Source organism: Enterobacter sp. 301B (assembly GCF_003850715.1).
GTDB lineage: Bacteria > Pseudomonadota > Gammaproteobacteria > Enterobacterales > Enterobacteriaceae > Enterobacter > Enterobacter intestinihominis.
Genome location: NZ_PQTC01000001.1, coordinates 438,360 through 451,323 on the forward strand (window position 1 = coordinate 438,360; position 12,964 = coordinate 451,323).

A 12,964-nucleotide genomic window follows, 5' to 3' on the forward strand; every position below is an offset into this window, starting at 1 on the left:
TCAATCCCTCAATGATGCCTGGAATCGCTCTTTTAATGCCTCTACACATTTGGCGACGGTAGCGGCAATCTCCTCTTCTTCGAGTGTACGGCTGGTATCCTGAAGGATAAGGCTAATAGCGAGGCTCTTGAAACCTTCTGCTACGCCCTTGCCGCGGTACACGTCAAATAAGTTTACGCCAACTACCTGATTTACGCCAACTTTCTTACATTCGGCCAAAATATCTGCTGCGGGCACATTTTCAGCGACCACAACCGCGATATCACGGCGGTTTGCTGGGAAGCGTGAGACGTCCTTTGCCTGAGGAATGACGCGGTCTGCAACCGGGTTCCACTCCAGCTCGAATACGATGGTACGACCATTCAGATCCAGCTTACGTTCCAGCTCCGGATGAACAACCCCAATAAAACCAACACGTTTGCCGTCTAAATAGATCGCCGCACTCTGGCCCGGATGCAGGGCTGGAATCGCTTCTGCGCGGAATTCAATTTCGGATAATTTACCGGTCAGATCGAGAATCGCTTCCAGATCGCCCTTCATATCGTAGAAATCAACCGTCCCTTTTGCCAGGTCCCAGTGCTCTTCATAGCGGTTACCGCTGATGGCGCCGGCCAGCATGAGATCCTGACGGATGCCTAAATTGGCCTGAGTATCCGGTACAAAGCGCAAACCGCTTTCGAAAATACGCACGCGGTTCTGCTGACGGTTCTGGTTATAAACGATAGTACCCAGCAGTCCCGTCCACAGGGACAGACGCATCGCTGACATCTCGCTGGAGATCGGGCTTGGCAGGATCAGCGCTTCCTGACCCGGGTGGATCAGCTGTTGCAGCTTAGGATCAACGAAGCTGTAGGTGATCACTTCCTGGTAGCCTTTGTCGTTCAGCATGGTTTTCACACGCTTCAGTGACAGATCGGCTTCGCGATGGCTGCCCATCACCAGACCCGCCTGCACCGGCTCGTCAGGGATATTGTTGTAGCCGTACACGCGGGCCACTTCTTCCACCAGATCTTCTTCGATCTCCATGTCGAAACGCCAGGATGGCGCAACGGCTTTCCACTCATCCTGACCTTCAGTCACTTCGCAGCCCAGACGCGTCAGAATGTCGGTCACCTGCGCATCGGCAACGTGGTGACCAATCAGACGATCCAGCTTGCTGCGGCGCAGAGTAATGGTCGCACGCTTCGGCAGCGCCGCTTGGTTGGTCACATCGATAACCGGACCTGCTTCGCCGCCGCAGATGTCGATCAGCAGGCGAGTCGCACGCTCCATCGCTTTGTATTGCAGCGCAGGATCCACGCCACGCTCATAGCGGTGAGAAGCGTCAGTGTGCAGACCGTGACGGCGTGCGCGGCCGGTGATGGAGAGCGGGCTGAAGAACGCGCATTCCAGCAGGACGTTTTGCGTCTCGTCGTTGACGCCAGAGTGCTCGCCGCCGAAGATCCCGCCCATCGCCAGCGCTTTGTTGTGATCGGCAATTACCAGGGTGTCGGCGTTCAGTTTCGCTTCGCTGCCGTCCAGCAGAACCAGGGTTTCGCCCTCTTTCGCCATGCGCACAATAATACCCCCTTCGATACGATCTTTATCGAAGGCGTGCATTGGCTGGCCCAGCTCCAGCAGAACATAGTTGGTCACGTCAACCACAGCGTCGATAGAACGGATACCACAGCGACGCAGTTTCTCTTTCATCCACAGCGGGGTTGGCGCTTTAACGTTGATGCCTTTCACCACGCGACCGAGGTAGCGCGGACATGCGTCAGGGGCGTCAACCTGAATCGGCAGCACATCACTGATGGTTGCCTCAACCGGAGCGATGTCCGGCTCGTTCAGTTCGGTCTGGTTCAGAACGGCCACGTCGCGGGCTACACCGATGATGCCTAAGCAGTCGGCACGGTTTGGCGTCACGCTGATTTCGATGGTGTTGTCATCAAGCTTCAGGTATTCGCGGATATCGGTACCCACTGGTGCATTCTGCGGCAGCTCGATAATCCCGGAGTGATCGTCGGAAATGCCCAGCTCGGAGAAGGAGCACAGCATGCCTTCAGACGGCTCACCGCGCAGCTTAGCCGCTTTGATTTTGAAATCGCCCGGCAGTACCGCGCCGACGGTCGCCACGGCTACCTTCAGGCCCTGTCGGCAGTTTGGCGCACCGCAGACGATATCCAGCAGACGGTCACCGCCCACATTGACTTTTGTTACGCGCAGTTTGTCGGCGTTAGGGTGCTGGCCACACTCAACCACTTCACCTACCACGACGCCGGTAAAGGCGCCAGAAACAGGATCCACGCCATCAACTTCCAGACCCGCCATGGTGATCTGGTTAGAAAGCGCGTCGCTGTCCAGCGTGGTGTTAACCCATTCGCGTAACCACAGTTCACTGAATTTCATTGTTCTTTCCTGCCCTTATTTAAACTGTTTGAGGAAACGCAGATCGTTTTCGAAGAACGCACGTAAGTCGGTTACGCCGTAGCGCAGCATGGTAAGACGCTCCATGCCCATACCGAACGCAAAGCCGGAGTATACTTCCGGATCGATACCTACGTTGCGCAGTACGTTTGGATGCACCATGCCGCAGCCCAGCACTTCCAGCCATTTACCGTTTTTACCCATCACGTCAACTTCCGCAGAAGGTTCAGTGAACGGGAAGTAGGACGGACGGAAACGAACCTGCAAATCTTCCTCAAAGAAGTTGTTCAGGAAATCGTGCAGCGTGCCTTTCAGGTTGGTGAAGCTGATGTTTTTATCAACAATCAGACCTTCCATCTGGTGGAACATTGGGGTGTGGGTCTGATCGTAGTCGTTACGGTATACGCGACCCGGCGCGATGATGCGGATCGGTGGAGCCTGCTCCTTCATGGTACGGATCTGAACGCCAGATGTCTGAGTACGCAGCAGACGGGTGGCGTCAAACCAGAAAGTGTCGTGGTCAGCGCGTGCCGGATGATGGCCAGGAATGTTAAGGGCATCGAAGTTGTGGTAGTCATCTTCAATTTCCGGGCCAGTCGCCACGGTAAAGCCGAGCTCACCGAAGAAACTTTCAATACGATCGATAGTACGGGTAACCGGATGCAGACCGCCGTTTTCGATACGGCGACCCGGCAGAGAAACGTCAATCGTTTCTGCCGTCAGACGCGCATTCAGTACTGCGCTTTCCAGCTCGGCTTTACGTGCGTTCAGCGCCTGTTGTACCTGCTCTTTGGCTTCGTTAATCACTGCACCTGCTGCCGGGCGCTCCTCTGCTGGCAGTTCACGCAGGGTAGTCATCTGAAGGGTCAGATGCCCTTTCTTGCCCAGATATTCGACGCGGACATTGTCTAACGCGGCAACATCTGAGGCCTGGTTAATGGCGGCCGTTGCACTGGCAACCAGCTCTGCGAGATGTGACATGGTTTTCCTCATTATGTCGGTGCAGACACCGAATTGTTGGACGTAATCTCTCAAATTCAGGCACAAAAAAAGCCTCCATCGGGAGGCTTATCTGGCGCTGTTTTTCGTTTCATCTTTCACGCGCTAGCCTCCTGAAGTCAGGTGCTAAAGTAAAAGAAGAAGCGGAAAATAGCAGCATTCATGCTTGCGTTACCTTGTAGGGTAAAAACCGTTAAGACCTTATTGAAAAGCCTGGACGGGTAAATGTCAATCTTCTGATAAGGCGATATGAAAAGAGGGAGCAAAGCCCCCTCTTTCAACTGGCTTATGCCAGTGCTGCTTTCGCTTTTTCGACCAGAGCGGTGAACGCTACTTTGTCGAATACTGCGATGTCAGCCAGGATCTTACGGTCGATTTCAACAGAGGCTTTTTTCAGGCCGTTGATGAATTTGCTGTAAGAAATACCGTTCTGACGTGCTGCTGCGTTGATACGCGCAATCCACAGTTGACGGAACTGACGCTTACGCTGACGACGGTCACGGTAAGCGTACTGACCTGCTTTGATAACAGCCTGGAAGGCAACGCGGTATACGCGTGAACGCGCACCGTAGTAGCCTTTAGCTTGTTTCAAAATTTTCTTGTGACGTGCACGTGCAATTACACCACGTTTTACGCGAGCCATGTGTGCTCTCCTGTATCTATTCTAAGTTAAAAAAGTTAAACGTTAACGACTTATGCGTACGGCAGGCACGCGATGACCAGGCCCAGATCGCCTTTAGAAACCATGGCTTTTGGACGCAGGTGACGTTTACGCTTGGTAGCTTTCTTAGTCAGAATGTGACGCAGGTTAGCGTGCTTGTGCTTAAAACCACCTTTACCGGTTTTTTTGAAGCGCTTAGCAGCACCGCGTACGGTCTTAATTTTTGGCATTTTAATAACTTCCACTTCGCATTGTTAAATAAACGAAACATAGGCGAACAAAACCTATGGGGCCCGAAGGCTCCACAGATTTTGCTGCTTGAAGGCCTTACTGTTTCTTCTTAGGAGCGAGCACCATGATCATCTGGCGGCCTTCGATCTTCGTTGGGAAGGATTCGACTACTGCCAGTTCACTCAGATCTTCACGGACGCGGTTAAGCACTTCCATACCAATCTGTTGGTGGGCCATCTCACGACCGCGGAAACGCAGCGTGATCTTGGCCTTATCGCCATCTTCCAGAAAGCGAATCAGGCTGCGGAGTTTTACCTGATAATCGCCATCGTCGGTACCAGGACGGAATTTGATTTCCTTAACCTGGATAACTTTTTGCTTCTTCTTCTGTTCCTTAGAAGATTTACTCTTTTCATAAAGGAACTTGCCGTAGTCCATAATACGACAAACTGGCGGTTCGGCGTTAGGGCTGATTTCAACTAAATCTACTCCAGCTTCTTCAGCTTTTTCGATCGCTTCTCTCAGACTCACAATCCCCAGTGGTTCACCTTCAAGATCTGTTAAGCGAACTTCCTGGGCGCGAATCTCGCCATTGATACGATTCGGACGTGCCGTTTGAACTCGTTTTCCGCCTTTAATACCTTATTCCTCCAGTTGTTGAAGACTGCGGCTGCGAATCTCTTGTTGCAGCTTCTCAATCACTTCACTTACGTCCAGGCTCCCCAGGTCTTTACCACGGCGGGTGCGAACGGCAACTTTGCCTGCTTCCACCTCTTTATCACCACAGACCAACATATACGGGACACGACGTAAAGTGTGCTCGCGGATTTTAAAGCCAATCTTCTCATTTCTCAAGTCTGCTTTTACGCGAATGCCCGCATTTTGTAGTTTCTGCGTCAATTCTTTAACGTAATCCGCCTGAGAATCGGTAATGTTCATCACAACTACCTGCACTGGCGCAAGCCAGGTTGGGAAGAAGCCCGCGAACTCTTCAGTCAGGATGCCGATGAAGCGCTCCAGTGAACCGAGAATCGCACGGTGAATCATAACCGGCACCTGACGCTCGTTGTCTTCGCCAACATAAGAGGCGCTTAAACGCTGCGGCAGGGAGAAGTCCAGCTGTACCGTTCCGCACTGCCATGCGCGATCGAGGCAGTCATACAGGGTAAATTCAATTTTTGGACCGTAGAATGCGCCCTCGCCCAGCTGGTATTCGAACGGAATACCGTTCTCTTCCAGCGCCACGGCGAGATCCGCCTCTGCGCGATCCCATGTCTCATCGCTACCGATACGTTTTTCCGGACGCGTTGAGAGTTTGACCACGATCTTCTCGAAGCCAAAGGTGCTGTACATATCGTAGACCATACGAATACAGGCGTTAACTTCATCACGTACCTGATCTTCAGTACAGAAGATATGCGCATCATCCTGAGTAAAGCCACGAACACGCATCAGACCGTGCAGCGCACCTGATGGCTCGTTACGGTGGCAGCTACCGAACTCCGCCATACGCAGCGGCAGATCGCGGTAGGATTTCAGACCCTGGTTGAAGATCTGAACGTGGCCCGGACAGTTCATTGGCTTGATGCAGTATTCACGGTTCTCAGACGAAGTGGTGAACATCGCATCTTTGTAGTTGTCCCAGTGGCCGGTTTTTTCCCACAGCACACGGTCCATCATGAACGGGCCTTTCACTTCCTGATACTGGTACTCTTTCAGCTTGGAGCGCACGAACGTTTCCAGTTCACGGAAGATTGTCCAGCCGTCGTTATGCCAGAACACCATCCCCGGCGCTTCTTCCTGCATATGATACAGGTCAAGCTGCTTACCGATTTTACGGTGGTCACGCTTAGCCGCCTCTTCCAGGCGTTGCAGGTACGCGTTCAGGGCTTTCTTATCGGCCCATGCGGTACCATAGATACGCTGCAACATTTTGTTGTTGCTGTCGCCACGCCAGTAGGCGCCTGCGATTTTCATCAGTTTGAAGTGATGACAGAAGCGCATATTCGGCACGTGCGGTCCACGGCACATGTCGACATATTCTTCGTGATGGTACAAGCCAGGCTTGTCATCATGAGCGATGTTTTCATCAAGAATCGAGACTTTATAGCTCTCGCCGCGCTTCACGAAGGTTTCACGCGCTTCATGCCAGCTGACTTTCTTCTTGATGACGTCATAGTTCGTTTCGGCGAGCTCATGCATACGTTTTTCGAGCGCGTCGATATCTTCCTGTGTCAGGGTGTGGTCAAGGTCAACGTCGTAGTAGAAGCCGTTGTCGATAACCGGGCCGATCGCCATTTTGGTGTTGGGCCACAGCTGCTTAATAGCATGACCTAACAGGTGCGCACAGGAGTGACGAATGATCTCCAGACCTTCTTCGTCTTTCGCTGTGATGATCGCAAGCGTTGCATCGCTTTCAATCAGATCGGACGCGTCTACCAGCTCACCGTTTACGCGGCCTGCAATGGTTGCTTTTGCGAGTCCAGGACCGATATCCAGGGCAACATCCATTGGGCTTACAGCGTGGTCGAAATGGCGTTGGCTGCCATCAGGAAGAGTAATTACAGGCATTTTATATCCTTATTTGCAGTGATGCCCCACACATAAGAGCATATACAAAGAAAATAATCGTGATTAAACAGTAGATTACGAAACCATCTGACCAACAATCGTCAAATTGGTTCGTCATCATGCACCTGCCGATTCAGATAAATGCGGATTTACGGCAAGCAGCGTAATGGTAACACTATTAACAGGGCGAATGCACCTTCCCGCGACCGATTTGAACCGCTCATCCTTATGTCTGCGTTCATGAACTTTTGTTGACGGGGGCTCGCAATCCGAAAGTGCTGAGCTATTCTTGATCTGGTCCTTAAACATCGAAGGGGTATCACATGAATGTATCGAGCAGAACCGTTGTGATATTGAATCTACTTTCCGCTGCTGGTCTGGTATTGATACTGGCCGACAGATTCCACTGGTTTTAAGCCGAACCGCTGTTCTGGCATAACCTGTTGTCCCGGGTAAAGCGCTTTCTGGCGCAGACTTTGGTAGACTAAGGGTATCAACTGACAAGGATTGGGTTATGCCAACAAAAAGATTTGCCGTTAAGCACTGGAAAATGGTCGTGGTGTTAATCGCTATTTGCGGCGCGATGTTGCTGCTGCGTTGGGCCGCGATGATCTGGGGCTAATATTATGTCAGCGAAAACGTGCCGTGAATTTACTGAATAAATCTTAACTATCTTTACGATAATTTATGGTCCAAAACCGGTACGTCATAATCCGGTTTTCGCCAGGCTGTGACAGCGTATATATTCCATCACATGTGGCAGTTGAAATATCAGGACCACTCACCCGCCACCAGCTTGTGTACATCAAATGCATCATTCATTGACTGGCCGGTAGACTGGGAGCCAGGGGCAATGTTGGAGCCTGCTTCAACATCAGAGGCTTTAGCGATCCCGACTGGGCTGTTAACGTCACTGGCAGGTTGCGTCATATTATCAGCAGCAAATACGCCAAATGAAAGTGCGGAAAGCACCAGCGCTGCTGTAGCGGTTTTGATTTTTTTCATAATTCTGTTCTCATACTTAATTAATGCAGAAATGCCTGAGGCGAGTTTTTTGCCTGTGCCGTAAGTGTAGATCTGGATCACACTTTTGCCTAGTCAAATTATTTATCAAATCGTGTCAAATAAACTGAATAAGGCCTGGTCGCCTAATTATGGAGAAATTATGAAGACGAAAGCATGCCTATTATTTCAAAACGCCGTTTAATATAAATAAGCACAGTTTCAAAAAATAAAAAACAGGCCGAGAATAGTCCCGGCCCGAAGAAATTACATTTTATAACCTAAAGAAATCGTGGTTCGGCGATCGGTATGTTCCGGCGCGGAATCAGGCGGTGAAGAGTTCCAGGTTACGTTGTACGCCACCTTGAGTCCAAAGTGTTCGTTGATAGCCACGTTCAACGCACTTTCAGAGTTCAGCGTTGTATCTTCAGCACCAAACACCGACACACCCTGGGTGAATTTAGCGTTGTCAGTCATTTGCCATGCGTAGGTGCCCGATGCATAACCCAGCGGCTGGGTTTCATCTTCGCCGTTGGTGTACTCGTCGTAACGGACACCCGGACCGAATTCAAAACGGAGGCCGTGCACCGGTCCATTCAGGAACTGACGACCATAACCCGCAGTCATGACATCGCGCTGGCGATAGCCGTTGTAGCGGTCAGTAAGCCAACTCGCCTGCCCAAACAGGTAGTCATAATCTGTCATGTTGTAACGGCTACGCCCACCTACCGCGTATTTCTCAGAGGAGCGTTCATCGTTAGCAGACGTGTTGCTGGCATTGCCCCACAGCGACCAGGCCGTGGTGTTGCCGTACCAGGTCAGGGTGCTGTCTGCGGTCATGGAGGAGCTTTTCGTGTTACCGGATTGCGCCAGATACCCGGCATTCACGTTACCTTCAAAGGGTTTTTTGGCAGTGGAGGGATCGTCCATGACAGTAAAAACGGTATCATCGGCGGTTGCATTCAGTGACGCAAATACGCCACCCGCCAGCATCAGTGCTGCGGGTACTGTCTTCAAAAGCTTCATTTATTTTAGGAGTCCGTACAACATAAAAAGAGACCGTCACGGTCTCGGAAACTTTCTTGCGGATCAATGACAAGGCGACCATAGAAAGGTAACAAATTATAAAAAGCCGCAAATAACATAGCAATAATTTCTTCTTTCATTTTTTGAATAAGAACGATCCCAAAACGCGATTTAATGTATATACCCGGCCAAGGTTTTTTGTCAGCATTCATTTTTAAAATCATACTGTTATTTACGTTGCCTTCCTGCCAAACGGTGCCAGGCTTAAAATAACCCATGATAAAAGGAGGTCATGATGGCTTCGATTTACACGCTGACGCTCTCCCCTTCCCTCGACTCTGCGACCATGACGCCGCAAATCTATCCGGAAGGTAAGCTGCGCTGTAGCGCGCCGGTGTTTGAGCCGGGCGGCGGCGGCATTAACGTGGCGCGCGCAATTACCCATCTCGGCGGAAAAGCAACCGCCATCTTCCCCGCTGGCGGCGCCACGGGTGAGCATCTGGTTGCGTTGCTGGCAGATGAACAGGTTGCCGTAGATACCGTTGACGCCAGAGACTGGACCCGGCAAAACCTGCATGTCCATGTTGAATCCAGCGGCGAGCAATATCGTTTTGTGATGCCAGGGGCGAAGTTGAGCGATGATGAGTTTCGTCAACTGGAAGAGAAAGTGCTGACCATTGAAAGCGGCTCATTGCTGGTGATCAGCGGTAGCCTGCCGCCGGGCGTCAAAACAGAAAAGCTGACGGCACTGGTTCAGGCGGTGCTCCAGCGCGGCATCCGCTGCATTGTCGATAGCTCAGGCGATGCCCTGAAGGCGGCGTTAGAGCCCGGACAACTTGAACTTGTCAAACCTAACCAGAAAGAGCTCAGTGCGCTTGTCAATCGCGAGCTCAACCAGCCTGATGACGTGCGTACTGCCGCAGAAGAGCTGGTACGCACGGGCAAAGCGCATCGCGTTGTAGTCTCTCTCGGTCCTCAGGGTGCGCTGGCCGTCGACAAGACGGGCTGCGTGCAGGTTGTTCCACCGCCGATGAAAAGTCAGAGTACCGTGGGTGCCGGTGACAGTATGGTTGGCGCGATGGTGCTGAAGCTGGCGCAGGGCGCTTCGCTTCTGGAGATGGCACGCTATGGCGTCGCGGCAGGGAGCGCTGCCACCATCAATCAGGGAACCCGTCTGTGTTCGCTTGCGGATACTCAGAAAATTGTCGATTACCTGGCGAGAAGCTGAACGTGCTTCCCCTTCCCGTGGAGGGGGAAGTCGCCAAATATGGCTTATCGACTATGCTAAGAAAACTTTCAGGATAACAACGAGGTGAATTATGAGCAGTGGTGATATCACCCGCTACGTCGTAACCGTCAATATTCATGAAGCATCGCTGACCGAACTGAATGAACTCAACAACGCTTTCACGCGGGCGAATTTTCTGCTCACGCTGACGGACGATGAGGGCAATATTCACGATCTCGGCTCGCTGGCCTTTGGCCTGATAAGCCCGCTGAGTCAGGAGGAGGTGAAGGCGCTGGCCAGTAGCCTGGTGGAAAGCGTGACTGACAAAGCCACGGAAATTGATGTGGATAGCTGGGAAAACTGGCATAAAAAAGAGCAATAAGTGCCCTGTACAAAATTAAACCGCTCAGTTGTGCGTTAGTTCCTGTTTTTTTATAGCCGTTTTGCGCTAACTTTATGATCTGGCAGACAACATGGGAGAGACATCATGTGGCAGGCTATCAGTCATCTTTTAAGTGAGCAACTGGGTGAAGGTGAAATTGAACTGCGTAACGAACTGCCAGGCGGAGAGATCCATGCCGCATGGCATTTACGTTACGCCGGGCGCGATCTCTTCGTAAAATGTGATGAGCGCGAATTGCTCCCCATTTTTACGGCCGAAGCCGATCAGCTTGAGTTGTTATCGCGCAGTAAAACAGTCAACGTTCCACAGGTTTTAGCCGTTGGCAGCGATCGTGACTACAGCTTTCTGGTGATGAACTATCTTCCGGCGCGCCCTCTGGATGCGCACAACGCCTTTATTCTCGGCCAACAGATCGCCCGTTTGCACCAGTGGAGCGATCAACCTCAGTTTGGGCTCGATTTCGATAACGACCTCTCAACCACCCCACAGCCAAACGCGTGGCAACGCCGCTGGTCGACTTTTTTTGCCGAGCAGCGCATAGGCTGGCAGCTGGAGCTGGCCGCTGAAAAGGGACTAGCGTTCGGCAACATCGACGCGATTGTTGAACACATTCAGCAGCGTCTGGCTTCGCATCAGCCTCAGGCTTCCCTTCTGCACGGTGATTTATGGTCGAACAACTGCGCGCTTGGGCCTGATGGTCCCTATATATTTGACCCGGCCTGCTACTGGGGCGACAGAGAATGTGACCTCGCGATGCTGCCGTTGCACCCTGAACAGCCGCCGCAAATTTATGATGGCTATCAGTCTGTCTCGCCGTTACCTGCGGGTTTCCTTGAACGTCAGCCGGTTTATCAGCTGTACACCTTGCTAAACCGGGCGATTTTGTTTGGCGGGAATCATCTGGTGAATGCCCAGCGAGCGCTGGATCGTATCCTGGCGGCATAGCGGGAGGGGGCGGCAATACGCCCCCTTTGACATTACAGGAAGCCGAGCAGTGTAAAGAAGAAATACCCGGCCACAATGATAATAACCGGCAGGATATAGAGCGGGAAAAACTGCACAAAAATGGTATGACGCGGAACGACAATGCGCGATTCGATCTGCTCGCGGCTCATCCCGTCAGGGACTTTCGCCTTCTCAAGTATCAGCTGATCTTCCACCCCTTCGCGTAAAAAGCGGGTCTGGCGACTCATGCGTGCGCCGGAGGCCTGCAACGCCATCGCGATAAAGATCAACGCATAGATTATCCAGAACCCGACATTCAGCTGGTGGTGAAAATCCGGGGTGGGCGAGTTGAACCAGAAGACGTTCAGGAATGGGGTGTTAAACCGCATCATCTCAATCATGACGTGGGCAAAATCAAGCATGACGGCATTAATGCCCGGCTGTTTTTCGCTGTGATCGTACATAAATTTAAGTACGGAGATCAGCGTTGAAATCAGGGCGGGAATGAAAATAACCCAACCAGCAATACGTTTTAAGACTGCGATGCGTCCAGCTTGTTGATACGTCATTAGTTCCTCTTCATAAAGACGCGTTATTTGTGCCTAAGTCTACCTGCTGTCGGTCATTTTCGCCCGATCTTTGAATGCAATATGCTAAATTGCTTGTGCTTAGCACCGTTCGTCTTACCCCCAAGATAAGGAGATGTTGTAATGTCGACACCGCGCCAGATACTTGCCGCTATTTTTGACATGGATGGATTGTTGATTGATTCCGAACCCCTGTGGGATCGGGCTGAACTGGACGTGATGGCCAGCCTCGGCGTCGATATCAGTCGTCGTAATGAGCTTCCCGATACCCTGGGGCTGCGCATCGATATGGTGGTTGACCTTTGGTATGCCCACCAGCCATGGGTTGGCCCGGATCGCGACGAAGTTACGGCGCGCATTATCAACCGTGCTATCTCCCTTGTAGAAGAGAATAAGCCTCTGTTACCGGGCGTACGCGACGCTATCGCCCTGTGCAAGGCGCAAGGGCTGAAAGTGGGGCTTGCCTCTGCCTCACCTCTGCATATGCTGGAAAAAGTGCTGACGATGTTCGGGCTGCGCGACAGCTTCGACGCGCTGGCCTCGGCCGAAAAGCTTCCTTACAGCAAGCCACATCCGCAGGTGTATATGGACTGCGCCGCGAAACTGGGGCTGGATCCGCTTACCTGTGTGGCGCTGGAAGATTCGGTTAACGGCATGGTGGCGTCCAAAGCCGCACGTATGCGCTCCATCGTTGTGCCGGCTGAAGAAGGCCGACACGATCCCCGCTTTGCCCTCGCGGATGTCAGGCTGACGTCTCTTGAAGAATTGACTGCCCGCCATCTGCGCGGAGAGTAACGCTCTTTCAGGCAGCTTCGGCTGCCTGCATCACAAAATCAAAACAACGTTTTACTTTATTTGCTTTTCTCATTCCAGACTCCTATCCTTACGTGCAGAATGACAATAAC

General features: G+C 52.0%; 17 protein-coding genes and 1 other annotated feature. Of the genes, 6 read left to right on the plus strand and 11 right to left on the minus strand.

From position 1 onward, the window contains the following. From pheT to thrS, 7 genes are all read right to left on the minus strand, one after another. Nucleotides 1-2,388: a phenylalanine--tRNA ligase subunit beta gene (gene pheT, locus C3451_RS02025; RefSeq protein WP_045621440.1), complete on the minus strand. Its 2,388-nt coding sequence runs from the start codon at nt 2,386-2,388 to the stop codon at nt 1-3. A 15-nt stretch (nt 2,389-2,403) separates the two neighbouring features. Next, nucleotides 2,404-3,387, minus strand: coding sequence for a phenylalanine--tRNA ligase subunit alpha (pheS, locus tag C3451_RS02030; protein ID WP_045621438.1), 984 nt, complete (start codon nt 3,385-3,387; stop codon nt 2,404-2,406). Between the two features lie 62 nt (nt 3,388-3,449). Next, nucleotides 3,450-3,574 (minus strand) — a sequence feature (Phe leader region). Continuing rightward, entirely contained in the window at nt 3,525-3,569 is a 45-nt protein-coding gene (gene pheM / locus C3451_RS24420; protein WP_001386830.1) for a pheST operon leader peptide PheM, read from the minus strand. (Overlaps the previous feature by 45 nt.) 117 nt (nt 3,575-3,691) lie before the next feature. Further along, nucleotides 3,692-4,048, minus strand: a complete 357-nt coding sequence (gene rplT, locus C3451_RS02040) for a 50S ribosomal protein L20 (protein WP_000124850.1) — start codon at nt 4,046-4,048, stop codon at nt 3,692-3,694. Between the two features lie 50 nt (nt 4,049-4,098). Then, entirely contained in the window at nt 4,099-4,296 is a 198-nt protein-coding gene (gene rpmI / locus C3451_RS02045; protein WP_001124225.1) for a 50S ribosomal protein L35, read from the minus strand. Nucleotides 4,297-4,393: 97 nt separating this feature from the next. Next, on the minus strand, nt 4,394-4,936 hold the full coding sequence (gene infC / locus C3451_RS02050) for a translation initiation factor IF-3 (protein WP_059443439.1): 543 nt from the start codon (nt 4,934-4,936) through the stop codon (nt 4,394-4,396). A 3-nt stretch (nt 4,937-4,939) separates the two neighbouring features. After that, nucleotides 4,940-6,868 (minus strand): threonine--tRNA ligase, encoded by a 1,929-nt coding sequence (gene thrS, locus C3451_RS02055; RefSeq protein WP_006809077.1) that lies wholly within the window; start codon nt 6,866-6,868, stop codon nt 4,940-4,942. 323 nt (nt 6,869-7,191) lie between these two features. Here thrS and yncL point away from each other — a divergent pair, with 323 nt between their 5' ends. Next, the gene (gene yncL, locus C3451_RS02060) at nt 7,192-7,284 is read left to right on the plus strand and encodes a stress response membrane protein YncL (protein ID WP_071785204.1); all 93 of its coding nucleotides are present in this window, start codon (nt 7,192-7,194) and stop codon (nt 7,282-7,284) included. Between the two features lie 98 nt (nt 7,285-7,382). Continuing rightward, nucleotides 7,383-7,490 carry a small membrane protein YniD gene (gene yniD, locus C3451_RS02065; protein WP_003857815.1) on the plus strand — a complete coding sequence of 36 codons (108 nt, stop codon included), beginning with the start codon at nt 7,383-7,385 and terminating at the stop codon, nt 7,488-7,490. A gap of 149 nt (nt 7,491-7,639) precedes the next feature. Here the strand turns inward: yniD and C3451_RS02070 are convergent, their stop codons facing one another. From C3451_RS02070 to C3451_RS02080, 3 genes are all read right to left on the minus strand, one after another. Then, entirely contained in the window at nt 7,640-7,873 is a 234-nt protein-coding gene (locus C3451_RS02070; RefSeq protein ID WP_045621459.1) for a hypothetical protein, read from the minus strand. A 264-nt stretch (nt 7,874-8,137) separates the two neighbouring features. Further along, complete coding sequence (locus tag C3451_RS02075) at nt 8,138-8,896, minus strand: YdiY family protein (protein WP_045621435.1); 759 nt, start codon at nt 8,894-8,896, stop codon at nt 8,138-8,140. A 5-nt stretch (nt 8,897-8,901) separates the two neighbouring features. After that, nucleotides 8,902-9,174 carry a hypothetical protein gene (locus C3451_RS02080; protein ID WP_022647832.1) on the minus strand — a complete coding sequence of 91 codons (273 nt, stop codon included), beginning with the start codon at nt 9,172-9,174 and terminating at the stop codon, nt 8,902-8,904. Between the two features lie 17 nt (nt 9,175-9,191). On the opposite strand from C3451_RS02080, the gene pfkB reads away from it, so the two are divergent. The 3 genes from pfkB to C3451_RS02095 all read left to right on the plus strand — a co-directional run bounded on the left by pfkB (nt 9,192) and on the right by C3451_RS02095 (nt 11,472). Then, the gene (pfkB, locus tag C3451_RS02085) at nt 9,192-10,124 is read left to right on the plus strand and encodes a 6-phosphofructokinase II (protein ID WP_022647831.1); all 933 of its coding nucleotides are present in this window, start codon (nt 9,192-9,194) and stop codon (nt 10,122-10,124) included. A 91-nt stretch (nt 10,125-10,215) separates the two neighbouring features. Next, nucleotides 10,216-10,506 (plus strand): type V toxin-antitoxin system endoribonuclease antitoxin GhoS, encoded by a 291-nt coding sequence (ghoS, locus tag C3451_RS02090; protein WP_003857822.1) that lies wholly within the window; start codon nt 10,216-10,218, stop codon nt 10,504-10,506. Nucleotides 10,507-10,611: 105 nt separating this feature from the next. After that, on the plus strand, nt 10,612-11,472 hold the full coding sequence (locus tag C3451_RS02095) for a fructosamine kinase family protein (protein WP_045621434.1): 861 nt from the start codon (nt 10,612-10,614) through the stop codon (nt 11,470-11,472). Nucleotides 11,473-11,504: 32 nt separating this feature from the next. On the opposite strand, the gene C3451_RS02100 is transcribed toward C3451_RS02095, so the two are convergent. Continuing rightward, entirely contained in the window at nt 11,505-12,041 is a 537-nt protein-coding gene (locus C3451_RS02100) for a YniB family protein (RefSeq protein ID WP_063139223.1), read from the minus strand. A gap of 141 nt (nt 12,042-12,182) precedes the next feature. Here C3451_RS02100 and hxpB point away from each other — a divergent pair, with 141 nt between their 5' ends. Continuing rightward, nucleotides 12,183-12,854: a hexitol phosphatase HxpB gene (gene hxpB, locus C3451_RS02105; RefSeq protein WP_022647828.1), complete on the plus strand. Its 672-nt coding sequence runs from the start codon at nt 12,183-12,185 to the stop codon at nt 12,852-12,854. Nucleotides 12,855-12,964: the final 110 nt, after the last annotated feature.

Bases quoted from the DNA above. Each gene is read 5' to 3' on its own strand.
- hxpB (WP_022647828.1), top strand. From the start codon at position 12,183: ATGTCGACACCGCGCCAGATACTTGCCGCTATTTTTGACATGGATGGA.
- pheT (WP_045621440.1), bottom strand. From the start codon at position 2,388: ATGAAATTCAGTGAACTGTGGTTACGCGAATGGGTTAACACCACGCTG.
- C3451_RS02080 (WP_022647832.1), bottom strand. From the start codon at position 9,174: ATGGGTTATTTTAAGCCTGGCACCGTTTGGCAGGAAGGCAACGTAAAT.
- pfkB (WP_022647831.1), top strand. From the start codon at position 9,192: ATGGCTTCGATTTACACGCTGACGCTCTCCCCTTCCCTCGACTCTGCG.
- C3451_RS02095 (WP_045621434.1), top strand. From the start codon at position 10,612: ATGTGGCAGGCTATCAGTCATCTTTTAAGTGAGCAACTGGGTGAAGGT.
- C3451_RS02075 (WP_045621435.1), bottom strand. From the start codon at position 8,896: ATGAAGCTTTTGAAGACAGTACCCGCAGCACTGATGCTGGCGGGTGGC.
- rplT (WP_000124850.1), bottom strand. From the start codon at position 4,048: ATGGCTCGCGTAAAACGTGGTGTAATTGCACGTGCACGTCACAAGAAA.
- rpmI (WP_001124225.1), bottom strand. From the start codon at position 4,296: ATGCCAAAAATTAAGACCGTACGCGGTGCTGCTAAGCGCTTCAAAAAA.
- ghoS (WP_003857822.1), top strand. From the start codon at position 10,216: ATGAGCAGTGGTGATATCACCCGCTACGTCGTAACCGTCAATATTCAT.
- yniD (WP_003857815.1), top strand. From the start codon at position 7,383: ATGCCAACAAAAAGATTTGCCGTTAAGCACTGGAAAATGGTCGTGGTG.
- C3451_RS02100 (WP_063139223.1), bottom strand. From the start codon at position 12,041: ATGACGTATCAACAAGCTGGACGCATCGCAGTCTTAAAACGTATTGCT.
- thrS (WP_006809077.1), bottom strand. From the start codon at position 6,868: ATGCCTGTAATTACTCTTCCTGATGGCAGCCAACGCCATTTCGACCAC.
- C3451_RS02070 (WP_045621459.1), bottom strand. From the start codon at position 7,873: ATGAAAAAAATCAAAACCGCTACAGCAGCGCTGGTGCTTTCCGCACTT.
- yncL (WP_071785204.1), top strand. From the start codon at position 7,192: ATGAATGTATCGAGCAGAACCGTTGTGATATTGAATCTACTTTCCGCT.
- pheS (WP_045621438.1), bottom strand. From the start codon at position 3,387: ATGTCACATCTCGCAGAGCTGGTTGCCAGTGCAACGGCCGCCATTAAC.